Annotated in this window: 22 protein-coding genes; 8 read left to right on the top strand and 14 right to left on the bottom strand. The window is 39.0% G+C overall.

Features of this window, described 5'->3' with window-relative positions:
* Positions 1-87: 87 nt before the first annotated feature.
* From ASE74_RS04615 to ASE74_RS04635, 5 genes are all read right to left on the bottom strand, one after another.
* Positions 88-861 carry a DNA-formamidopyrimidine glycosylase family protein gene (locus tag ASE74_RS04615; protein ID WP_055904873.1) on the bottom strand — a complete coding sequence of 258 codons (774 nt, stop codon included), beginning with the start codon at positions 859-861 and terminating at the stop codon, positions 88-90.
* A gap of 2 nt (positions 862-863) precedes the next feature.
* Positions 864-1,136: a DUF3606 domain-containing protein gene (locus tag ASE74_RS04620; protein WP_055904876.1), complete on the bottom strand. Its 273-nt coding sequence runs from the start codon at positions 1,134-1,136 to the stop codon at positions 864-866.
* Position 1,137: 1 nt separating this feature from the next.
* Positions 1,138-1,329, bottom strand: a complete 192-nt coding sequence (locus tag ASE74_RS04625; RefSeq protein ID WP_055904879.1) for a hypothetical protein — start codon at positions 1,327-1,329, stop codon at positions 1,138-1,140.
* A gap of 20 nt (positions 1,330-1,349) precedes the next feature.
* Positions 1,350-1,544, bottom strand: coding sequence for a hypothetical protein (locus tag ASE74_RS04630; RefSeq protein WP_055904882.1), 195 nt, complete (start codon positions 1,542-1,544; stop codon positions 1,350-1,352).
* Positions 1,545-1,676: 132 nt separating this feature from the next.
* Positions 1,677-1,994, bottom strand: a complete 318-nt coding sequence (locus ASE74_RS04635; RefSeq protein ID WP_055904885.1) for a hypothetical protein — start codon at positions 1,992-1,994, stop codon at positions 1,677-1,679.
* Between the two features lie 269 nt (positions 1,995-2,263).
* On the opposite strand from ASE74_RS04635, the gene ASE74_RS04640 reads away from it, so the two are divergent.
* From ASE74_RS04640 to ASE74_RS04660, 5 genes are all read left to right on the top strand, one after another.
* Positions 2,264-3,802, top strand: a complete 1,539-nt coding sequence (locus ASE74_RS04640) for a PAS domain-containing sensor histidine kinase (protein ID WP_055904890.1) — start codon at positions 2,264-2,266, stop codon at positions 3,800-3,802.
* A gap of 107 nt (positions 3,803-3,909) precedes the next feature.
* Positions 3,910-4,383 carry a DinB family protein gene (locus ASE74_RS04645; RefSeq protein ID WP_055904892.1) on the top strand — a complete coding sequence of 158 codons (474 nt, stop codon included), beginning with the start codon at positions 3,910-3,912 and terminating at the stop codon, positions 4,381-4,383.
* Positions 4,384-4,816: 433 nt separating this feature from the next.
* Entirely contained in the window at positions 4,817-5,458 is a 642-nt protein-coding gene (locus tag ASE74_RS04650) for a hypothetical protein (RefSeq protein ID WP_055904895.1), read from the top strand.
* Positions 5,459-6,227: 769 nt separating this feature from the next.
* Positions 6,228-9,218 carry a hypothetical protein gene (locus ASE74_RS04655; protein WP_055904898.1) on the top strand — a complete coding sequence of 997 codons (2,991 nt, stop codon included), beginning with the start codon at positions 6,228-6,230 and terminating at the stop codon, positions 9,216-9,218.
* Between the two features lie 154 nt (positions 9,219-9,372).
* Positions 9,373-10,494 carry a DUF4238 domain-containing protein gene (locus tag ASE74_RS04660; protein WP_055904901.1) on the top strand — a complete coding sequence of 374 codons (1,122 nt, stop codon included), beginning with the start codon at positions 9,373-9,375 and terminating at the stop codon, positions 10,492-10,494.
* 169 nt (positions 10,495-10,663) lie between these two features.
* Here the strand turns inward: ASE74_RS04660 and ASE74_RS04665 are convergent, their stop codons facing one another.
* Positions 10,664-11,398, bottom strand: a complete 735-nt coding sequence (locus tag ASE74_RS04665) for a Cthe_2314 family HEPN domain-containing protein (RefSeq protein WP_055904903.1) — start codon at positions 11,396-11,398, stop codon at positions 10,664-10,666.
* 191 nt (positions 11,399-11,589) lie between these two features.
* On the opposite strand from ASE74_RS04665, the gene ASE74_RS04670 reads away from it, so the two are divergent.
* The 3 genes from ASE74_RS04670 (at position 11,590) to ASE74_RS04680 (ending at position 14,498) form a co-directional block, all read left to right on the top strand.
* Complete coding sequence (locus ASE74_RS04670; protein ID WP_055904906.1) at positions 11,590-12,363, top strand: hypothetical protein; 774 nt, start codon at positions 11,590-11,592, stop codon at positions 12,361-12,363.
* Between the two features lie 155 nt (positions 12,364-12,518).
* Positions 12,519-13,394 carry a hypothetical protein gene (locus ASE74_RS04675; RefSeq protein WP_055904909.1) on the top strand — a complete coding sequence of 292 codons (876 nt, stop codon included), beginning with the start codon at positions 12,519-12,521 and terminating at the stop codon, positions 13,392-13,394.
* A 12-nt stretch (positions 13,395-13,406) separates the two neighbouring features.
* Positions 13,407-14,498, top strand: a complete 1,092-nt coding sequence (locus ASE74_RS04680; RefSeq protein WP_055904912.1) for a DUF2971 domain-containing protein — start codon at positions 13,407-13,409, stop codon at positions 14,496-14,498.
* A gap of 155 nt (positions 14,499-14,653) precedes the next feature.
* Here ASE74_RS04680 and ASE74_RS04685 read toward each other — a convergent pair whose 3' ends face one another.
* The 8 genes from ASE74_RS04685 to ASE74_RS04720 form a co-directional block, all read right to left on the bottom strand.
* Positions 14,654-15,451 (bottom strand): Cthe_2314 family HEPN domain-containing protein, encoded by a 798-nt coding sequence (locus ASE74_RS04685; RefSeq protein WP_055904915.1) that lies wholly within the window; start codon positions 15,449-15,451, stop codon positions 14,654-14,656.
* Between the two features lie 208 nt (positions 15,452-15,659).
* On the bottom strand, positions 15,660-15,851 hold the full coding sequence (locus tag ASE74_RS04690) for a hypothetical protein (RefSeq protein WP_055904918.1): 192 nt from the start codon (positions 15,849-15,851) through the stop codon (positions 15,660-15,662).
* A gap of 56 nt (positions 15,852-15,907) precedes the next feature.
* Positions 15,908-16,246 (bottom strand): hypothetical protein, encoded by a 339-nt coding sequence (locus ASE74_RS04695; protein ID WP_157255346.1) that lies wholly within the window; start codon positions 16,244-16,246, stop codon positions 15,908-15,910.
* 4 nt (positions 16,247-16,250) lie between these two features.
* The gene (locus ASE74_RS04700; protein WP_055904924.1) at positions 16,251-18,080 is read right to left on the bottom strand and encodes a hypothetical protein; all 1,830 of its coding nucleotides are present in this window, start codon (positions 18,078-18,080) and stop codon (positions 16,251-16,253) included.
* Between the two features lie 540 nt (positions 18,081-18,620).
* Positions 18,621-20,906: an Rv1355c family protein gene (locus ASE74_RS24320; RefSeq protein WP_082458648.1), complete on the bottom strand. Its 2,286-nt coding sequence runs from the start codon at positions 20,904-20,906 to the stop codon at positions 18,621-18,623.
* A 54-nt stretch (positions 20,907-20,960) separates the two neighbouring features.
* The gene (locus tag ASE74_RS04710; RefSeq protein WP_055904927.1) at positions 20,961-21,692 is read right to left on the bottom strand and encodes a hypothetical protein; all 732 of its coding nucleotides are present in this window, start codon (positions 21,690-21,692) and stop codon (positions 20,961-20,963) included.
* A 911-nt stretch (positions 21,693-22,603) separates the two neighbouring features.
* Complete coding sequence (locus ASE74_RS04715) at positions 22,604-22,876, bottom strand: helix-turn-helix domain-containing protein (protein ID WP_055904930.1); 273 nt, start codon at positions 22,874-22,876, stop codon at positions 22,604-22,606.
* A gap of 349 nt (positions 22,877-23,225) precedes the next feature.
* Positions 23,226-24,272: a hypothetical protein gene (locus tag ASE74_RS04720; protein ID WP_055904933.1), complete on the bottom strand. Its 1,047-nt coding sequence runs from the start codon at positions 24,270-24,272 to the stop codon at positions 23,226-23,228.
* Positions 24,273-24,495 lie beyond the last annotated feature (223 nt).

Below are 24,495 nucleotides of genomic sequence, written 5' to 3' on the forward strand. Positions count from 1 at the left end.
GAACCTGAAAATAAACCCTTGCAAAAAACCGATGCAGTGGAACGTAAATGTGGATGAATTACATTTGAGCTTCTCCCAATAGTGGCATTATTTAAAGATTTCCTGCCCTTTTACAAAATAACTCATCCTCCCACCTATTTTCTCTGAAAAAATTTCTTCTCCCTTTTCTGTTTCCTTTAGCTTGGCACTGTGCACCTGCATAAAATCACGCAATTCGCCTCTAAGTTCGTCCCCGTTTTCTTCAGCAATCTGCTTAATGGCTTTGTTGAGCACTAAACCAATACTTTGAAATAATTTTTCACCCTGTTTTTCCGGGATCATTTTAGCGATGGATAAAGGAGAAATGCCGGCATGATAAAGGATTTCATCTCCATAAGAATTACCGATTCCACGGATAACATGCTGATCCATTAGTAATGTTTTAATTAGGGTTTTCTTTTTGGCGAGCAAATTCAAAAAATAATCCTGCTCGATATCCAATGCATCCGGAACGGTTACCGGTTCAGGATTTAATGTTGGTGTAGCCTGCTTTTGGAGATCAACGAGGGCAAATGCATCTCCTCCTTCAAAATGAAAACCCAAAACCTGGAATCTTGGCGGCTCATCCTGATCAATCAACTCCAACGCTCCACGTAACATCAGGTGCAACCCCAAAACTTGCGACCCGGAGAAAAACAGCTGAAGCGTTTTCCCCGAGCGTTCTACCTTAAGCAACTCCCTGCCTTCAAGGCTTTTTTTAAGTTCTTTTGGTGTTACATTAAGTTTTTTGGCAACGCTTACTTCAAGCGTTTCAAGCACCTTACCTTTAAATCTTTTAGTTAGGGTTTGGGCAAATACAGTTAAATCTGGTAACTCAGCCATAATTATACCGATAAAAATCTTTTAATTTCAGCTATAGAATTTCCACGAAGTAAAACCGTTGCTTTCAGCTCATCTTTACTAATTTGAAACTGCTCCGACCAATATTCGAGTGATTTTGGGTCGCTCACATCGATCGTTCCAACATCAGTTCCAAAAGTTTCAGGCTCAAGCGTATCTCCATCAGATTCTATCTCATGCAGAAAGTTTTCCTCCGGCTGATCTGCATTAATTTTATATTCAGCACTACCCAGCGGATTATTTTTATTTGTCCTCATATTAATATTTCCTAACTGTATCCTGTGGATCTACCCTTGGCTGGGCAGCTGCCGAATCTGCAGGACTTTTCTTTGCAGTATCTTCATAATCTTTCTGATATGGGCCTTTTGCTCTTTCAGAAGGGCTTGTACAAGCTGTTAATACTGATGCTACAAAAGCAGCAGCGATAAAAATTGTGTGTACCGTTCTCATATTTTCTCTATTTTACGTAATCAATTTTTGTTATTTTTTTTAATCTGCTGTTCCCTTTTAAAATGCTCTCGGGCACGTTTGAGTCCCGTTGCAATTGCAATACCCTCCTCAAGGCCTTCAGCTAAAAGTGCATTGGCAATTTCTACAGCTTTTTCCCTTAATGGTTCAGGCTGGTTTTTGTATGAGGGCGGATAATCTCCGTTAAACCATGGCATATCGCATTACTTAATTGGTAACTATAAAACAAGGTCTGGAAGAACAATGTTTTAGAAACGTTAAAAGCGACAATAGAATCAAAAGTGAAATAAAATCTTAACACTGAAACAGCGGTAGCAAATCAGGTTACATCATTCCCTCTCATTAAAATTTAATACATTGCTCGCGTAAATCGCAACCTCATCATCCTTACCTACGGTAGCCAATCGATTATAAAGTTGGTTTTCCCAATCCAATACGGCATCAAAAGGAGAAGTTCCTTTTCCCAAAATACCCTTTTCTCTGTCTGGCCCTAAAAGACAGCTATAATAACTTCCATCCAAAAACACGCAAGGCTTAAGCTTTTGGGCAGCAGGGGTAATTGGCCAGTCTTCGAAATCTAAAATAATTTCTTTTTTAGGGCTAATATTCATCTGTTCCATAGGCACTGTCGCTTTCTTTAATAACATTTATACAATAATGCTGGTTTTGAAAAACGTGCAGCAACTTAATTTCAAGGATTAAAAGGCGAACAATTTTATTATTAGAACTACACAGATTAACACCAATTAGCACAATTATGGAAGCCAAGATCCTAAATCTCTGAAAATAAGCTATCTATTCCGATTAAAACTTTTATTCGTCGAACTGGTTTGGTCTTTAGCACCAGTAGGCAATTTATGTTTAATTGCAGGGATATTATTTGGCAACCTTAAGCTATCATTTTATAGATTTGTACATGAATCCGCAAAGTAGCAACTCACATCAGGATGGCTCGAAGGCAAGCCCTAATGCCCACAATCAGGATAATGCGCTTATTTCAGATCAGCCTTCATCTACCTTATTGCTTAATGAAATTCCTCAACAGGTTTGGACAGCAAATACTGCCGGAGAGATAAATTATGTAAATGATACTGCTTGTATGGATTTTGGTCAAACCAGGGAAACGGTTTTGGCCTATGGCTGGACCGCATTTGTACATAAAGATGATTTGGCGGCAAGTATTGACCGATGGAAAGCATCATTAGAAAGTGGCCAGGAATATACCGCTGAGCTTCGTTTGCTTTTCTCGGATGGTAATTATTACTGGCACCTTGCAATTGCCAGGTTGGTTAGTCAAGGAAACAAATCAGCTATCTGGATAGGAACCAATACAAATATCCATATCATAAAAACCAGTGAAGCCAGAAAAGATGAGTTTATTTCTATAGCCAGCCACGAACTTAAAACACCACTTACAACCAGTAAAGGCTTTCATCAACTGCTTTTAAGAATGGTTGAGGAGGGAAAAATCAAAACCTATCTTGAGCGTTCGGCCGGACAACTTAACCGCCTGGAAAAGCTGATTGCCGATTTACTGGATGTAAGCAAAATCAATGCTGGAAAAATGATTTTTGATTCAAAAATTTTCGATTTTTCTGCAATGCTAATGAATGTTGTTGCAGAAATGCAGCAAATCTATCCATCGCATAAATTATTACTCACAGCGGAAGATAATATCAGCTTTACAGGAGATCAGTTTAGGCTGGAGCAGGTTATTCATAATTTTATTTCAAATGCTGTAAAATACTCTCCAGATGCCAATAAGGTTGAAATCAGCGTTAAAGTTATTGATGAAAATATTATTGTTTCGGTAAAAGATTATGGTATTGGAATAAAATCCAACCACCTACAGCAGTTATTTGAGCGCTACTACAGGGCCGATAATTCTTCGACACGTTTTGATGGCCTTGGCCTTGGACTTTACATTTCAGCTGACATTATAAAACGGCATGGTGGAGGTTTTTGGATAGAGAGTTCGTTTGGAGAAGGGTCGGTATTTTCTTTCAAATTACCGTTAATTAAAAGCATTTCGATAGCGCCTGATATACGCACCAAAAGCTATTACAAAGATAAACACCTGATTATAAACTGCCCTATAGGAAGCGATATTATGTTTGTAGAATGGACGGGATACCAGGATATTATTACTGTTAAACGTGGTGGGAGCCTGATGATAGATTATTTAAAGGAAAACAAGCGGAGTAAGGTTTTTAATGACAACCGGTTGGTTCCAGGAACCTGGTCTGAAGCATCAGATTGGGCGGCCACTACCTGGTTGCCTTTAATGGAACTGGCAGGACTTAAATATTTTGCATGGATATTGTCTGAAAGCGCATTCAGCCAGTTATCTGCAAAAAAGAGTGTGGAAAATGATGAAAAACATGCTGAAATTTTATTTTTTACACAGGCAGAAGAAGGTTTGAAATGGCTAGAAGAAAAACCATCTAATAAATAATAATATCTTCGCAAGATTGAGATCAATTTTGAACTTTAAGAGTTAAAAAAGATTATTTTAGAGATGATTGCGATTTCTTCCCTTGTTAAATACTTATACCAATTTAAATGATTAACGAAGATTTTGCATGTGAAATTTTAAGAGCGAGTAGAATTAGGCTACGCCAATTAATAGATAAAAGTAATCATGAAATATTATTTAAAATTCCAGAGGGATTTAATAACAATATAATATGGCAAATAGGTCATTGTATTACATCACAACAGAGACACATGTATATGCGTAGCGGATTACCAATGCATATTACTAAAGAATTTATGGAATCCTTCAAGATTGGATCATCTCCCAATTCCTGGAAAATTAACCCTGATGTTAATCAGGTTAAACAGCTACTTATTGAAACAGTCGACCTTCTTGAATCAGATCTTAAATCCAGAAAATTTGTCAATTACCAGCCTTTTGAGTTACCTATAGGATTTCAAGTAAAAAATCATCTTCAAGCACTACAAGCGGCCATCTATCACGAAGCAGAGCACAGTGGCGTAATTTTTACATATTTGAAGCTATTAGCTAAGGATTAATTATATCAACGAACACGCAAATTGTTAACTTGATCCAAAGTTTCAAGATTAGTTTTTGCTAAGAAATAATCCATGAACAGAATTTTATACATCATAATATTCTGTTCCATTCGATAAAAAATGAATAAAAAACAAAAATCCCCCTCTAAGTGATTTAGAGAGGGATTAGTACCGATCAGCGGGAGTATTTTCAATATTTAAAAGCCTTTCTAATGCTTATAGAGCCAATTGTTGATGATTTGAAAGCTAAGGGATTTATAAAATAGTACAAATTCTAGTCATGGTATTTTAAGTTAAAAATACCATGACCGGGAAACTTTGAACCAATAATTTGACATTTCAAAAAACAATTATTCAGGTTTTCATCTTTTGATCTAATTCTGACTTATTTAAACCTAAATAACCTTAACACTTCAGTACGATAAGAATAGAAATGATGAAAGAGAAACTTAAAAACCATACAAGAGAAATCCAGGATATTATGTTCCTTGCTCAATCATCTTTTAAGATATTGAGCTATCTCTATTTAGAAGCAGACGATGTGGAAAACGATATTATAGAAAATAGTCAATTTCTTAAATTCAGCCGTGAAATACACTGGCGCATCTATGTCATTGAGTTATCGAAACTTTTTGCAGACCGAAAATCTGAACATTTCAATCTTTATGCTTTCATCCAAAAATTTAAAAAGGGAATGGAGTATGAAATAAAGGAAATTGATGAGAGAAGTATTGAACTTTGGGAACTGAACCTTAAGATGGAAAAGCCAAATATTGATAACCTAATACTCCAAAGAGATAAGTTATATGGACATACCGACCGGGATAGAACAAGTGTAAAAAACACGTTAACTTTCAAACATGCAAAGGAGCTTATCGAGGTCGTCCAACGAATAGTAAGTGAGATTTATATAGCTGTGTTTCAGTTGGCAACTACATTCGATGTGATTGGGGAACCACTAAGTGATATTAAAAAGATTGTAGCTTCTTTGGCCAATGAAAAAGCCAATATGCTAAATGATTATAAGACTTACGCAGAGTCACTGGGTATTGATCCTACTGAATTAGGTTTGTAGCGTTCCTCATCACTTATAGCAAAAGGTGCAGTATCCCTGATATGAATTATTCAGTTTTTAATTACATGGACTTGATACAAAAGGTGCTATTTCTGACTTCAGCTGCGTGACCATTCTAAAAAATCCAGCTTACTGCCTTCGTTAGCTGCTAGTATATAGGAGATTTTCTTGATCCTGCCCGTGAGATCCCGATAGAACCCACCACTTGAAACTGCATCACCCGCTACAACCTCATTCCTAGCCGACATCCAACGCCATAACAATAAAAAAACTGTTCCCATGTAAATTAAATTGCCGTAACATAAGCTTGACTTATTTTCTGCCCTGCACTATTGCCTGGAGACAGGACAAAATTGATCACCACCGGATCTAAAAAATGGGAAAACAAGGATAGTTCCATTGAATTTTTCAATAAGTGGCATTTAACAAGAAATGATTTTATGATCAGGGCAGAATTATAGCGTAAGAAACAATCATTTAAAATCCCTAAGACATTTCAGTCAGGTAAAGCCTTTCTTCAATCGCAGATATTTATTTATCTTGCAAAAAAAATAACGCTATCTAAATCAATGCTCCAAAACACTTATTTACCTATTAAGCACCTTAACGCTAGCTTAATATGCACCGCTTCTTTGCAACCGGCAAAGCAGTCCAGGATCAAATCCAGTAAACGACATACCGCGGTTGCCAAAACCCTTATTAGTTAACCGCCAAGCAATACAATTAGCACAATATTTACGATAATGCTCCCCGAACCGGGCTTTAAGCAATGACTAGAAACTTCTATCAATGGTTGCGTTTCAAAACAACCGAAGAAATCAAAAAAAACAATCCTGAGATTTACCGTCAATACAGGAAAGAGCAGAAAAAACAGTGGTTCAACACCTTCCTGAACAGAAAGGACTGGTGGCTAATCCCACTATATACAACCTTGCTGATGATTATATTAGCAGCGTTTTATCCTTCTTCAGTTGAGGAAGCTACTACCATGATCAACCAACGTATTTCCAATCTGGCTACGGTAACCAGTTTAAGTCTGTCTGTGATCGCATTTTTAATGAGCAACATTGCCACAAAGGAGCCTTATGCCTATGAAGTGGTCTTTGACACTTCAAAAATGCATGTGATCATCTTTTTTATACTCAGTTTTTTAGGTTGTTCGGTGCTCACTGCAACCATCGTCGAACCTCTATCTCCAGACTACCTGTTTCCCAGATTCACAGTAGCCATTGGCTACATATTTATATTGGTTATTTTTTTGATCGGTTATATGTTCAATCAGGTAATCCGGTACACTGACCCAGCAAAAATCGACCGGTTTATGCATGACGAACTGGAAAGAAATATCAGTTTGCTGATCTATGAAAGCCTTATCAGGAAAGAAAGTTTAAAACTTTATCGGGGTGTAGCCAAAATGCATGGAGGTCTTCTCTATGATGATTCATCAGCAGAGAATTGGGATATTCTAAATACCGACATGCAGTTTCTAGATCAAGCGCCTGTTGATAACAGGCCTTATCTAAAGGATATCGACCTATATAGGTTAGGGAAAAGTCTATACCGGGGCAAAGGAGTAAAGGTCTATTACAAAGATCTCCAACTAAATATACAAATGGATCCGGAAACCCATTTCCTTAGATTGGATCAGGAGACTAACCCTGAGGATCTAAACAAGGAAATGCGCAGGATGCTTTATTTCGGGAGGCGCCCACCGGTTCAAAAATCCATGCTTGAACATAGGGAACACTTTGACGAAAAACTAATATCCTGTGCAGCGGATGGAAAGAACAAGGAACTCAACAGGATTCTTGAAAGTTTTTCAATGCTTTACAGGCTTAGGGTAAAATATGGGCTTCAAGGGAACGATGATCCAACCCAAAATCTGAGAGTCCTTTTATATCGGGGCTTATACAAGGCATTTGGAAAAAAACACATTGATTGCATTGCAAATTTCCATGATTTTTTCGAACTGAATGCCTATATGGCTTTTGAGGGTAGAGACATTAGCGTCCTTACTTTCATGTTAGACTTCTTCACTTACGAGTATGTTCTTATGCCCAAAGCACCTACAGATCCATCTTTTGAGGAAATTACTGGAAAACTGAAGAACATTCTTGCTATATACCAGTTATTTCTTTATTCAGTTTCTAAACTGCAAGAAAATAAAAAGGATGATTTAATGGAAGTCAATACTCTCGGGGCGGGTATCTACAGATCATATTCAGACCTCCTTCACCAAATGCTAAGACAGAAAGATTATACAGCGATCACGAATGCCCTTGAAAAAGTAGCGAACAGACACGGTTCTTTAGGGGACGCAAAAATCAAGCAAAATCTCAACACCCAACTTGATAAAATCGAAGTTACACGAGATGAAAAAGATATAACGCTATTAGCAGAAGCTTATCAGCAATCACGCATGTTGGAAAATTACAGAAGGCATGTGGTTACAGGTTTACGCTCATGGATCTTATTCCTTTTGGATGAAAAGCAAATTTCAAAAGAAGAAGTCATAAAATTCCTCGACGAGCATAAAATGGACTGGAACGAACCGGAAGATACTGTTTACGATATTTTTTTCTTCCGCAAAAAAGAAGTTGCATTTGGTTACATGGGATGGCTTACCTGGCAATACGATGATAAAAACAAGGAACTTTTCAATCCATTGGAATGGCTAACCCAAGGATTTTTGATAGAGCAGATCATCAGCAATAACCTACCAATGTCTACCTTAAGGATCGTAGCAACAGAAAGTGACTACATCCCAATTTTGATTGACAGTTTAACAAAGATCAAAGATAAACTAGTTGCCGAATTCGAAGACTGGAAGGAAGTACTAAAAACAGCCGACGTGATAGAGTTGAAGTATAAGGCTGACCTCGTTATTTCTTTTTTTGGCAAACTACAGGCCACTGTTTTACAAAGCGAACTTGTGCAATTATCGCTCACAAACCTAGATGCTGCGAAGGTGGCTTTATTTAAAACAGCCGTCGAAAAAACATGGAAAGAGCGTGCCCATATCTTTCATCTGTTATCATCGCGTGGCAAAATAAAGGGTCAAGAATCGGAAACGGGTTTAAATTTCGCTGGAAGAAGGGAAGGACTGGCAAATTATAAAAAGTTATTTCTTGACAATACATCAACCGACGTGACCTGGTTAAGCGATATCGGTTCGCAGGCGGGACGGAATCTAGATACCAGGTTATTCCAGCAAATTGATGACTCGCAGCCCGATCGATATTTTTCACAAAATCTTACTGAAGCGGTGGACAAACAGCTGTTTGAGATGATAGAAGAAGGATATAAGGTGGACGCAATATTTATTCCTACAAACCTGGCCAGGCCAGGATTATCCATATGGAGCCACGAAAAATTCGAGTCCATTGAAAATACAAACGCGGACAAGCTTTCACCCAACCACTTCGGCTTTTATGATAAAGTCCCTACTTTCCGTTTTCAACCCGATCAGTTGGATGGTCAGGTTATTCTAGTGGATCTCGATTCTGCTTTTGAAATGGAATACCTATTTAAAGAAGACAGGTTTGAGAAAATTTTGGAGGTAGACGTGCGTGCGATTGGGGAAGAAGAAGCAGAGGAAATCCTTAATCAGAGATCTTCGGGGCAGCCGTTATCAGAGGAAGAAAAAGCGAAAAAAATCCAGGCAATTAGGTCCCATGTCCATATCTCTGTTGGCGCAATGGTTAATTACAAGATAACCAATAGGGATGCTTTAAGGGTAATCAGCATGATCAACTCATAAACTGCTTATGCCCGATTAACAATACTATGTCTACGACATATTTACTGACAATATTTTGCAAAACGGGAGATTTGATATAAATGATCACTGACTAATAAGCGGCGATATAAAACAGATATCTGCCTCACCTTTTTGTCGCCTTTAATTTTAATATATGAATAATCCAGTTTACCAGCACTATATCCCCAGATCTTACCTTAAGAATTTCGGAATTTCCAAAAAGAAAGTCTTTATTGTGGATACAATAATGCGTGGAGAAGATGAAGAAATCAAGGAGTTGCCGACCCAGGCAATCTGTGCCGAAAAAAACATATATACATTTGACACTACCAAGGAAGGTGATCCATATGCACTGGAAAAATTCTATGCCAAAGAAGTTGACTCAATTTACCCAAAAGTATATGACAGACTGGTGAATTCAGAGGTAATGCATATAACACCCGATGTGAAAAGGGAAATTCTCAACACAGTGCTGAGCTTAAAGTTTAGGAGACCAGAGGCATTGCAGTCCACAATCCGTGATCTGGAAGCAATGTTCGCGAGATTTTATGCCCACCCATCTCCTGAAGATTCAACGATCACCTATTCATTTCGTGGAAAGAAAGGTTCATTTTTATCGGGGGATATTGAAAAGGAACTTGAAAAACTTCGCAGAGAGCTTAAGGAAGATTGGCTCATCAAGCATTTTGGGCAGTGGCAGGAATTTGTCGAGTACAAAATGGCCTGCGGATTGGACGTAATAGAAGTACCGGAAGATATTCCTATTATCACCTCAGACAATCCTGTTTCTATCTTCGGATTGACCAGAAAATTAAACACAGAAAATCCATTTCACCCAGAAAACATGCTAGAAGTGCCACTTGACCGGAGACATTATCTGGTCATACATCCAAATGCAACTTCGGACACTGGCTATCACCGGATCCATAGAAGCAAGAGGGATAAGTACTTCGCTGCTGGTGTAAACCATAAAACAGCGGAGAATAGTGACAGGCGCTTGATTGCTTACCCAGGAGATCTGAAAACCCATTTCACCAGCCAAGACGAAATCAATTTAGGAAAACCAGAGGATGTTAGGGCATTTATGGATAATTTCAAAGACCTGGAGCAAGCTCTGGAACTACAAAAAATTATTGCGGAGAACGGAGGTTCTATCTTTAACCAACAGGTTGCCGATAAGGTCCGTGAAATGAGGAAAGCAAAGGTAATGGATGAGGATCCATTGTTTAAGGATATAATCCTTGAACTTGCCAAAAAAGGATTTCTGACCATTTAGCCCATCGGTGGACAAACTATGCCAGTTGACCGCTTCTCGCTAATTTAACAATGTGCAGACAGTCATAGATTTATATCAAATCTATTTCCGGTGAGACGGGGTCAGCCTACTCCGGTTTATCCAGCTGAGTGGCGCAGAAGCAAAATGGCCCAACCGAATAGAATAGAGCCTAAATCCCCCCGATCTTTTGAGGCAATAACATTTTCAATGTGTCGAGCAATCCCGCAAGGGCAATAAAGGTAGATTCCATGTTATCCCTGATAACAGATGATTTCACAAAATTATGGTTTGCAGAGCCATAAATCAGGCTGTCACCGGTATGGTCAATCGTGCTACGCGAGTCAGGGTAATTAATTGGTGTACGGTGAGTAAAGCTGTTGCGGTATTCTGTAGTTATCTCCGTCAGCACATTGAAATCCATTATGGCTTTCGAAACGGCCTGATCAGGAATTTTGGCCAAAACGTTTTTAAAAAACATTTTTGCCACGTCGAACCCCATCGAATAATACACATTTAAAAGCTGCCCAAGGGTATCTTTTACCGTTGAAAAATGATAATAAAATATTTCAGCATATTGATCAAACTGTATCCTGTTAATATAATGTTCATGTTCGAAGGCACTTTCATCATCCGGAAAGCCGCGCATATAATGTACCATGGCATTGTAGTAAGTACGGGAAAGCATGCCGTTCCTGTTCAGCAACACACGGTCCCAATATTGTAGATGGTCATCCCGGTGAACCTCCTTGATACCCTTTTTCATCGATATCAGAGCGATCATCGGATAGGCCGACATGTAACCGAAAGCATGAAGGTCAGGGTTAGTTTTGTAGACCTCCCTCAGCTCATCCCTACTTGGATACCGGTAATCAGACGCTTTTATAATGATGGTCTTTTTTGGCACTATGATCGCGTTTTAGTGTTTAAATATAGTATCATTCCATTAAAAACCGCATTATAAAATATCCCCCGTATATTTAAAACAAACAGACTTTCTTGGTTTTGATTTACTGCATCATGTTTGCACTAATGGTGCAAAACCTTTTTTGAGTATCAAAACCTCCTTTGCTATCTTTGGGAATCTAAATTTATTTTATGAACCCTTTTTATGATATTAGTGAGAACACTGAAATTCCTGATGGCTCTCTACAACTAAAAAACCTTGGCACCGAGCAGGTATCAATGATTACTGGAAAAAGAACCCGGGGAGGTTGGGGTGAAAGCGATAGTTATAGCAGTACACGGTATTATACTCCGGTCACAGCAGAGAACTATGACAGGGAATTTGTTACCAGAATCATTTACACCAGGCCTTCCTACAATATCGAAAAGCTACTGAATCACCACTTTGATCATTATCGCCAAAAAACCGGGACTGCCGGTGAACTTTTCATCAGACACATGCGCTTTGAGGTAAAAGACCTGCTACAAAAAAGAAATCCATCCGACTCTTACCTTGATCTTTTTGAGGAATGGTTGGACGGTACCAAACCCAAAGAAACACATCAAACTATGCCACAAAATATTACCAACAACAACATCACGGTGGGGAACATCAACGCTCCAACGCAATTACAGCAGGATTCGGTTCATTCCAATCAGACCCAGCACGATGCGCCTAAAAAAGAGGAATTATTACAGGCGCTTGAACTGATCAAGCTTGACATCAAAAACATGGATGAGCAGATCCGCAAAGATTTCGACATGGAACTCACCTATGCTGCCACGCAGCTGCAAAGGGAAAGAGATATCCAACCGCAACTAACCAATCTTGGCGGATTGATGAAGAATGTGGGCGTTAACCTTTTTACCAGCCTTATATCCGCACCGATCTACGACAGCATCAAGCCATTACTCGGCATCGGCTAAACCATTCTATTAACCAGTAAACTGACATCTGCCATAAAGCGGCCCTGTTAGGAATCGTCGTGAAGATCCTGCGCAGCAGATCGCAGCAAGAGCCCGGGCCGCAGGCAACAGCAAAATAACTATTATATACAGTGCACTAACCAATACATTAATCAATGGGCAAAACAGGAACATGTCAGCTATGTAAAAAGGAAACGGTGCTGGAATTGAGCCATCTGATACCCAAATTTATTTTCAGGTGGATCAAGGAGACCGGAACCGGTTATATGCGCACAAGCGATAACTTCAACAAAAGGATCCAAGATGGTTTTAAGGACTACTTTCTTTGTGCAGATTGCGAAGATCTGTTCTGTGAGGATGAGAACTATTTTGCCAAAAATATCTTTCTGCCTGTTGTAAACCGCGATGTTGCAGTGCTGGAATACGATCACCGTTTTTATGGCTGTGTGGTTTCCATATTCTGGCGTGTGCTAAAATATACGATCTTAGCGGAAGAAAAAGACCAGGCCTTCTATCCGGCATTGTGTGCCCTTGAAAAGGAATGGAGGTTAGGATTACTAAGTCAAGGTTGGAATAGGGAAGATAATAGGCTACACCTCTTATCCGGAGTGGATATCGTAACAGTTGTGGCGGAAGATCCTGTCGAAGTCCCTGACAAAATGATACAATATATGGGCAGAATGGTTGATGCCGGAATTGCAGATTCAGATACAAAATGTATGTTGTTCCTAAAGATACCACGTTTCTTGTTTATTTATCAACTCTTTGGTTTCGACGGGGCAGACTTTATCAGTACTTGTATCCGCCCAGAAGGTGGCTACTATGACCGGGGTTCAGCAAAAATTGCGGACACCGATGTTGCCGGCTTCTTTCTGGGCCGGGCAAAAATGGTCGAGAAAATGTTCAGCGGTATGTCACCGGGCCAAAGGGAAAAGACCCAAAAGTTCTCCGACGAAAAACGAAATGAGGTACAGGGAAAAGATCTCGGAAAAATCCTTGGTTATGCCCAAAGAAAATCAAATAATAACTAATGTCACCCCCTGATGCCAACGCAAAAATTATATAAATATAGGTCACTATCCCCATTTCTTTATAAGGAACTAGACTATCAGGAACTTTATTTTGCATCCTGCAGCGAGCTGAATGACCCCCTGGATCTCCGCACCCAGGTGGAATTTTCACTGGTAAATAAAAAACACATTTCTGCACTTACGCATTTTCTTTTCCGGGAATCTATTGTTCTACCGGCGAGCGGAAGTGAGGCTATCCTAACTAACACCAGGAAAGTTGTTGCCTTCTGCCAGAACAAGCCCAAGATAGATGCATTTGAAAAAGAATTAGCGGAAAGATTATCCAAGGCCTGCAAAAATGGAGCGTTTATTTACGAAACCCAGGCGCATGACTTAACCATGGACATGGTAAAAGAACAGCGGTTCGATTTTCACCTTGATGTCAATGCCTGCTTTGAGCGTATCAGTCAATTGATAAAAAAATTTCTGCTCAACAGTTATACCAGTTGCTTTTCGGCCGACCCCCTTAATTTTTTGATGTGGTCCCACTATGCTGGAAGCCACCGGGGTATCTGTCTGGAATTTACACTCACGAAAAACGGGAAATTTTCATTTGAGGAAATGGGCAGAAGAAAATTCCTGGATGATAAATACGGTCAAGATCTCGCAAAAGGACAGATTGAAACCATTTCATATGGGGACAACATCTGGCCTGTCAACTACCAGGACGAAGAGAGGTGTATCAACTTCTTTGATTTTGCCCCTGTATTTCTCAATCCTGACGATATTGATCTACAGCAGTTGTCAAAATCGCGGTGGCACGGCTTCGCCGATCATTTACAGCGAATTTTTGCCACCAAGAAAACGGCTTGGGAATATGAGAAAGAATGGCGGATTATTGAGGTTAATTTTGCTGGGGAAAAACAGCCTGAAGAGCGCATTAGACATTACCCTATTGAAGCACTGACTGGTATTTATTTCGGCACAAGCACCCCTGAGACGGATAAAAAACGGATCTACAAATTAATGGAAAACAAGGGGCATCAATTAAACTACTGGGAATGTAAGCTTTCAAACGGCCAAAAACTGATTTCCCAACCCTGGGAGGCTCCTGAATGGAAATAGATTATCTTGCCAAACCGCTCACTTTCTCAATTGATTCTATGGCAAAATAAGCATTTTATGGTCCGGCCGAACGGAAAATCATAAGCATGGTTGACGCTCTATGCTTCGAACTGCCAGCGCGCAGCGTATCTCCCCTAGATTACAGCTGATCTAGCCTACTTTCTAGGCCTGTCACTTAATGACAGTCGTTGGCGTTCGTATTCTATTGCCAATGAGGAGAGAAACTCAGTAAGGTATTTCTCGTTCAGCCAAATAATCTCTTCAACAAGTTTAACCCTTTTGCTTTTATGTTCTTTGAGCATATAATTAATCAAAGGCAATGGAATATGCCTTTTCAAATCTTCGTCAATCCTGTAGCCATTATGCTCTTCCTTATAAAAGAACAGTCCGAAATTGAGATCGATCTTATCTTTTTCCTCGTCCTCATAATAGCCACGGTGGCTGTTGAGATGGCGGAGGTCGATCAGATTTCTGAACACATCAAAATATTGGGTCAGACACTCCATCGGTCTTTCAGTGACGGATAGTTTTTTCTTCAGTTTGAGCCACGAGCAGTCTTTCAGCGGAATATTGAGCTGGTAGACTTCGTTGACCATTAAACGCATGATTTCCAAAACGGTGTGCACCTTGTGGTATAATGCCTCAGTATGGTACTGTATGTATTCCAGCTGCGATATCCCCTGCTCAAGATAATGCTTCCTGAAAGGGTAACGGTTGAGAAAGATCTTGATATGGAACAGCTGTTCACTTGTATTTCTCAATGCAGATTGGATACGGAATATCCTCGATGTGTATTTATCCCTTTCAGTGAGCAGGTCGTGGTTATTCTGGCCCTGTGTAAAGTCCTCGGTTTGCTCAAGTCTTTTGATACTTTCCATTACCTCTCGCTGCAGGCTCAGCGAGAAGGGGTTCATTAAAAAATTGGTTTTTGTATATTTGAATGTTACTTCCATTTATCCTATTCTAGGGTTTGAAACTTGCTACAATATAGAACATCAGATCAATTTATCCATTTGCATAACCTAAAACGTTGAATTTAGTGCACAATACTACGTTTATTAACAAGCTGTACTATTCTAGATCTGCTTGTCTTTAACATGCCCATTTAATTCTGTACTCAAAATGAAATTTGCGGGGCTTCTTTAATAGCTTTCCTAAAGATTAGAAACTAACACCGACCTGTACTCCAGTTGATAGCGAAGCAGCCTGGTCATCGCCAAATCTTACAGGTATAGGCAAGGCTAAGTAAAAACTAACATCGTTTCCCTTTTTGATCTCCTGGTTAAATACTGGAGTAAAGCCATATCTTCCATTGGTCTCAAAATGCAACCCTGCCGATAAACGTAAAGCCATGCTTAAAACGGAACATCGCTCCTGGGAGAAAAAGTAACGAACTTACTTTTGAAATATTATGTTCGGTACGGATGGCCGGGGGCAACTTCAAAGCTGATCCCAAACTTATCGCTTTTTATAATATTCATTCCAAAAGGAAATACCAGTGTATAGACGCCCGAAAAATTATCGTGAAATCCATCATTGTTCCAGGTTCCAATAGGATGAAGCACGCTAAAATAGCCTGTCACTTTAGGAGAAATATGTGTCGGGTTTGACTGTTGTGCCTTGGCTGAAAAACCGTAAACAAAAACAAAAACCAGCAGAGAAAAGAAAGACGCAAAAAGACAATAGGCGTTTACCTTATTACTATAGACGTCAAAATAGCACACTATCCTCCATGCAAATAAAACCACAAGTTTAAATTTTACCAGGCCTTCGAAAAGCAACAATAAACTGATAAATACCAAAACCAATAATAACCCGGCTAAATAAATCCCAAAAAAAATAACAATTACCCATTACAAACCCCTGTTGCTTGGAGATATAATCAAAAGGCCTAGCAGGATTTAAAAACACGGAATAATACCGAAGATTACCTTTGATTATATCCACATCAGCGAGAAAACTATAACCCCTGGCATTAAAAAACTCACCAAACGCCAAATCATATCTCATGCTCCAAACAGTAGGAATAAAAAGAAAGCCACCGCCCAAAAGCACAAAAACTAACGCCCGCATCCAACTATTACCATGACGATTAGATACATTATTTAAAAACAAGGTATAATTCAAAAAACTCCGTTCACTAAAATACCTCTTTAAAAACCCAAAGCTTTTAAGCTGCGTTGCAAAGAATTTTTGCTGATTATCCATCATCTCCGAACTATAACCAAGCGCTTTAACCATATCCCCCTGCTTTTCATAAATTTTCCTCATCTGACTAAAATAATCGATCCGCTGATGATAATAATCAACCGAATCCAAATTACAACCATCAATAAAAACTTGTGAAGGAAACTTCGTGCCCGCAACAAAAATATCCAACAAATTCGTATTTTTGTATTCCACCCTTGTATGAGTCAAATCACTACCAATGATCTCCGTTTTACCCATAGAACTTCCAATCATCCTCAAGCAACCTAGCATACCGAACAATATATTTTGGTCCGAACAACGCTTATCATATAAAGAAGAAATACCTGAAACCAAAGCCTCACGTGCAGACCTCAAAGCATCATAATGACCAATTTCAGATTTCTTTTGTTTTTTATTTGGCCACGATAAAACCTGCCTATTCCAGGATGGACGTTTTCCATCAATACAAACATTTTTAAAGAGCAACTGCCCTGCAACAAAAGCATCTACAATCGATATAGCCGCAAACGAGCAATTAATAGCCGTGAAAATAGTTTCCTTAGAAATCACAACACGCTCCAACTTCAACAAATTCACCCTACACCCCATTAGATTCACCTCAGATTTAGTCCCCGTATTAATTTCAAGAGCCGATAAAACACAATTATTAAGCTCAACAAAAGGAATCTGAGCATTCGATAAAGTAAGAGAAGTAGTAATATCTGAAGCTTCAAGTGCTAAAGCAGAACTATTTTTAAATTCCAAAAAACCAACCTGACAACCAGAAGATAAAAAAACATAACCATGCTCCGCATTATTAGAACTCCACCAACCCAAAGAAGAATCAGAAAGTCTTAAATAACCCGTAGATGTTTTATCAAGGGTAAAATCCTGCACCGAACAACCCGTAAATTCCAGATTTTTAGTAAGCACATTTCCAAGGCGAACCTGAGCTAAAATTGTGGCGGTAAACTTAATATTAACCGTACTACAATTATCCAGAAGAAAATCCCCAAGATTACTTAGATCAATAGTAAGACTACCATTAATACTGGAATTATACAGCACAATACCTCCAAAAGCAGAACCATGAATAAACAAAGAAGGAAGCTGACAATCAATAAAAATTAACCCAACATCAGGATGGTGCAAGCCATTAATTTTGAGTAAACGCTCAGATTCAAGCAAATTAACTTTCACATTCTTAACAACAAGATAATTTTTTTTCGTTTTAAGTAGGTTAGCCCGAGGATAAGGCGTTATATTTTTAATAACCGAACCATTTTGTAACTGAATATGAGAAGAAGAAGAAAGCGTCTTTAACGATTCAATTAAAAAATTGCTGGTAATTTCAGCTTGATGATCATAAACAATTACAGGTGATTCAGACATACAGAAAATAAATTGAGGCATTAATAAATTTACCAACCAAAATCATTGACTAGCAAACAGTTAAATTTAATAAGATTTATTGAACATCAAATACCCCTGATGATGAATTGTACAAGAACGAGAACATGATAAAAGCAAAATGAGATTAAACATAAGCAGGGAACTGGAACTGATCAGTTACAAGGGCATTAATGTGGTGTAGACAACGACTGAAGTCAGTAAGCAACTCTTTGGATGTATGAAAGCATAGATTAATGTCTGGAGGTATAAATTTTCGGAAAATTGTATCATCATCAGCAACCAATTGATATACCATTCTCTTGATAAAGTGCTGAATTTACATCAATTGAATGAATACGCGGGCTGGCCATTTATGAAATCCAACAGGTAATCAGTCTCATTAAGGATGTAATATTAGATATGCAAGCGAATAACATTAGAATAGAAGATCCAGCATTTCTACAAAGAGCATTTCCATATATCCGAGAAACGATTTGAACTAGCTTTATAAGCTAATCAGTTAGCAATTAGATTTTGAAACTATTCTTTTAGAAAAAAACCCAACGGCTTGCGTAAAGAGCGCACTTCGTACTTTCCTTGATGTCCTATCTTAAATATAAATATAGCTTGGCCATCATTTGTCCGAGGAAGGACGTGATCGAAACTGGCTTTTAATTTCTGCAAACTCGATGAAAATTCAGGGTCCACATCAGTGCTATTCAGTTTAAGTCGGGCCAAAAGAAAAGTCAATTGTGTAATCGGTTGAAACGAAAGATTTAAAAGGTTTGCTTCAATCCAGAGTCTTTCCACCGCCCGACCCGCAAGCACACAATCAAGTTCCGAGAGTTCCGGCATATAGATTATACCGAGCGCCGATGAATTTTTCACTGACTCAATTACCATTTTTTCGAAGGCATTTCCACCGCCGATATTCCTCAGTACAGAAATTGCATTCGCATCTGCCGCTATTTTTAACATTAAAGCTTCGCTCTCGGAAATTCCTAATGTGCGGATATCCAGACCATCTCTTTTTAATTCGTTTTCTTCCTGCGTCCATCGAAGTTCGTTAACAAATGTATCGAAATGACCTCTAGGGTGAAGAACCCTCAACTTTTCAGCATGAGCAAGTATTTCACCGAGGGCCATAATTTGTTCCCGGTCGTCAACAAAATCCAAATGTGCTCCATGATATTGGCTGATAGATTGTTTCAAATAGGTGAAATGATCGGGCGATAATGGAGGACTTTTCACAATCGTCCTGCTCGTTTGTCTTAGGTAAATACCTCTCTCCAGACTCGCCAGGTTAGGTTTATCCTTTACACGCGTGAAGCTTATGAGTCCGGCCATCCGCTTGTCGCCATGGAGCGGAAAGTATACAGTGCCTATCTCCAAACTGAGTGCTGCAGATTTTATTGCAATATTTTCGATAACCGCGCCAAGGCTTAAATAGGATCCAAAGTTATTGAAATCAATCAGTGAATGCGAAAAATGAGCGTCAACGAATATGAAGAGACGATTGAGGGTATAAACAAATTTCCAGGGCTGCGAATTTCCTCCTGAAGGCGCAAGGATTGCGGCTTCCAATATAAGTTTTATTTCTTCTTCCGTGATTTTTTCCGGTATGCTTGTGAGATGCAGCTTATCGATCATACCAAACATTTCCCCTCTATCTAATTCTGGAGGAGGATCATAATTTTCAGTTAAAGAAGTCTTGGAGAAATCAGCATCTTTAATCAGTTCTTCAAAATCAACATAATATCTTCCTGAATCGTTAAATTGGCCCAGCAGTATCCTCCGGCATACATCCGTTGTCAATGCCCCGCCGAGCATAACAGAGGAGGCTAATTGTGGCCAAGTTGTAATAGATTGACCGATTTCTATCATTGAGGCCTTCAATCTTGCCGATATCGTTTCTATTCCAACCATTCCCAATATTACGGGCAGTTTTTTTTCGAAAGGCAAATCCCTAAAGGTGTCCGGATCAATCTCCCCAATTAGTCCGTGCAACAGAGGCAGATCACGATCCTTATCAAATCGCTCAACATCAAGCATTCCCCTGTCATTTGTATCCATCACAACAGGAATCTGATATTTTCTTGCGGTTAATCTGCTCAGTAACTTAATATCTATCGAATCACAAACTTCAACAAATAGGTCAAGCTTTCCATCGTCAAGAAAAAAACTGTCCATGTTAGCTGATGAGAGACCTTTTGAAAAAAGGGCTATTTTGATATATGGATCTATCTCGGCAATTTCTCGTGCCAATAGTATCGTCTTTTCTAACCCCAGATTGTGGATTCCGGTATGAATCCTGTTCAGGTTGCTTAGTTCTGCGACATCAAAATCCGCGAGGCGTAACCTTCCGCAAGCCCTTTCCATCGCAATTGTGATTGCAATGGAATGACCGACTGACAGGCCTGCTATTCCTATCGTCTTATTTTTTAGTATATCCTGTTCTGCCTTTGTTATCTTATGCTGGTTCCGGCTGGTTCTGACAGCTATAAATTCCTCCTCATCCAGCAAGTGGATCAGACGCCTGTTCCAGGGGTAGAAAAACCAGACACCATAACTTGCAACATCAGTTCCTGCTAACCGTTCAGAAATCAATAATTCATAATCCTTTGGCTCTAGCTTTTTTTGTGGTTGTTCAACTTTAATGAGTTCCTTTAACTGTCCATAAATTTCGTCATGGGTAAACAGAATCATTCCGCTTTTCAACAGTAAATCAAAGTTCAATCTATCCTCCTCTTCAGTTAACTTGAAAGATGTGGGCAAAAAAACAGTGTCGTCTAGGTGTGCAATTGTACTATTTGACTTCCCTTCCATAGCTCAAAAATTGCTTGAATTAAATGGTGAATAATATTAGAGGCGGCATGGAGATCAGCTTACAAATTGACCATTTTCAATGGAAAGTTTATATTGCAATTCGACATTTTTTCCCCGAATGTTTTCTACAATTTTTATTTCGGGGTTGTTCCGTAATTCAACAACCGCTTCCCTTTCTTCCTCCCGCGCACTGGCTAGGCTATCCAGATCATCATTAATCAAAAGCGTGGCTATCATATCCGGTCTGGGATAAATAAATTCCCCATTCCTGCCGAAAGTTCTGTTGATGATGAAACCCAGATCCTCAACCATATTTATCACATATGGTGCGGTGAGTACAATTAGCCGGGTTAGATTCAGGCGAGTTGAAATTGCGACTACTGCGCGGGCGAGCAAATTACTCCCGACTCCGTACCGCGCCGCCTCAAGTGAATTCCATAAGCCGCAGATTTCCCCTATGCTCGCCCGGTTGTGAAGAGCAATCGATGCGCCAAGTGTTGGGTCAGCATCCCCTACTGCTTTTTCAATAGGCAACTGCGTGACCTTGTCAGCAATATGAACTCTCAGTCCGCCATACACCCTTGTACGATCAGAAGATTCGATTACAATAACAAACACCGCAAGATTATCAGCCCACTCAAACCCTGATGAGGAAATCTTCTCGACACCAACACTTCTAAGTAAGTGCTCATGGCCCATTGCAAAAAGTTTACATGCTTTTGGATCATCCGGAGCCCGGAATGCCCTGATAATGAACTTTTGTCCCAGCTTTGATGTCGGGCTCATCTTGATATGCAATTAAATGCCTTATTAATATTTACAATTAACATCAAATCATTTTTATTAAAAATTCCCGGCCATGCCGTCACATTCAGGGTATGATACAGTGCTGATACACATTTATAAAATATTATCATCTGCAATCAGCGGGCAATGTGTACAACAAAACTGTCGATTAACTATTGATGCATCCATCCCCAAACTTGGTGATATTGACAAAAGATGCAGGGTGGAAAGAAACCTTTGAAGAATCGATATTGGCTTTTTGCTAAAAGTTCATAATCGTAACCCACCAAGATAAACTGCATCTAATCTAAAATGTGAGATTTAAGCTAGGCAGAATTTATGCATCAAGCGAGCCAAACGCGGTAAAGAATCAACATTTTCAACAAGTATATTATATACTGAGCAAGTTCGGGAGAGAATGGGTGGCGAAACGGAAAACCGAATTTACTCATGGCTGACATCATTTATCAATTTATCACCGGTGAGTTTCGAATCCTCCTAAACCCTGACAAAAAGTAAATAAAGCTAAAAGGTGATTTAGCAAGCATACCTGAGATGAAGCTTAAAGGGTGCCAGAATAAAAAAAGAAGATACAAAACTCTTGTGCAGCAATGAATACTGTTGTTACTCAAAATGATATATCCAAAATCGAAATTTCACTTCCTATTCTGGGATGGTAAGAAGGTGCGTATTTAATAATGCCTAGTGACACCAAATTACTTATGCATTTGTGGTAAGTGGCGATTGATTTGATTGATGCCAAACCCATCAATTTCCTTCTTGAAACTTTGATGTTTTCAAGATCATTTTCCTTCCAGCCAGTTACGACGATAGCCAGGTAAAGGCTTATGTAACACGGGGAAAAGCTACTTTTATTTGCAAATATCAAAAATTGATTGAGTTGATTGATACTACCTTCCACCTTTTCCTCCCTTGTGTAGTAAGCTTTGGATATCGCTAAGGGCGTAATAAAAAATACTTCCGACCTTTGTGAAGGCTAGGGTACCGTTGATTCTCAAGTTTTGCAGTGTCCCAGGTGAGATATGGAGAATTTCTCTTACCTCAGCGCTTCTTAACCACTTTTTATGTTCTTTCAGTTCTGGCTTAAGTATTTCTTTTAGCTCAGCAATAAGGGAAGTTTTAAACTCCTTCAGGTCTTCTTTCGTAATTAGGTCTATATTCATTTTATTTCAATAGTTTTGAATGTTGGTCATTGAATGATTTAGTGGTCCGGCCTGGGGTTGGTAACTCCGAACTGAAACAAATTTTACTATACTGATCTCAGATTGCCTTTTGGATTTATTAAACCGGCCGGCATCCACCGACCGATTTTATCATTAACTAAACTATTAAACTTCTTTTATAAAATTTCTTGAATTAATTTTGATAGGATCAAATCCATTTACTGTCGCCATCTTGTTCTCGCTCTTGCTTTTGTCCCTTCAACACGATTCGATTTAAAACATAGGAAAGCATATAAAGGGAGAGTAAAAGCAATGCTAGAATTTCTCTGGAGTCCATATTCACATTAAGTTATTTTCTTTCATGGGCCGAATGGTGCTCGAAACACTGCATAGTATTAATGAGTTGAAAGATTCCTTCCTCTTCATACTTTGTTAAATCAACTAAAAAATCACCTTGGGGCAGGCGATCAACAATGTTTATGTTTTCCTTATCCAGTTGCAGGATAAAAATAAATTCATCTTCAGGGTTTGCAACAAAGAATCTAACGGCATGCACTGAGCGGTCTTTCGGATTAACTGTAGCACGCAACTTTGTGTTTCGCTCTATTTCCCTGTACAGCGTCGAAGATAGGGTGCATAAGCGAGAGACATTAGCTTCCAAACCGCCATTTGATTTAAAATCGGTAAGCCAATGATGAAATATAAACATATCCTTAAAGCTTAGGTCAACGGCCTGGTTTAATCTATTTGTTAAAAAAGGTTCAGTAAAAATTGGGCATGAGGATTTCGCTAGAATTGAATCCCGGACGCATATCAGGGATAAATGTTCCGGTATTATACCGCCCTCTCCTTGCGCATACACCAGGTCAAAAAGATCAAAAGGAATTCTAGTACTAAATAAATCAGCTGACCGGTCACAAAATAGAGGCACTGAAACCTTTGGGAATTTTGAAACGCTGTTCCCCTGTAAATCATTGGTCGAGGTTAGGTGCAAAAATGAAATATTCTGCGGTAGCCAGTCGCATTGAGGGATGTATGAATAGGATGATTCTCTGGAGGAACCGATTATCTCCACATCCAAATACTTTCTTGCCGAAATAATTGCTGCAGAGGAACGGCTCCCGGTATCCAGAAATCCCCCCCTTATTTCTTTGGAAAAATTAAGCATGCAAAAAATACTTGAATGCTCTATGTTTCCGCTATTTAATAGCAACACATGATAATCAGGTGGGATTTGCAATAATTCGCGGAGCAAAGCCCGTACGTTTTCTATTTTTAATTGTAATCTCGGGTCAGCTACTTTATACAAGTTCCTGTAATGGGTGGAATTTCCTACAGTTATTTTTGTAAGTTTATCATAGCCTGGATAAGAATTATTTTGATTCCGCTCTTCCATATTATTCTGCTGGTTGCAGGGCAAATTTCAACACGACAACGGCGTAATGGAAACGGCAATAAAAAAAAGGTCTAAAATACTTTTTAAGCATAGGGACACCTAATTATATTTTGCTGCTTTAGGAAAGATAATACCAAATAAAAATTTAATTTCTCGTGGCTGACTGGAATGAAAGAAGTAATTGTAAATAATACACTATCAATTAATTACAATCAAACCCATG

It is taken from the genome of Pedobacter sp. Leaf216, from assembly GCF_001421515.1.
Classification (GTDB): Bacteria; Bacteroidota; Bacteroidia; order Sphingobacteriales; family Sphingobacteriaceae; genus Pedobacter.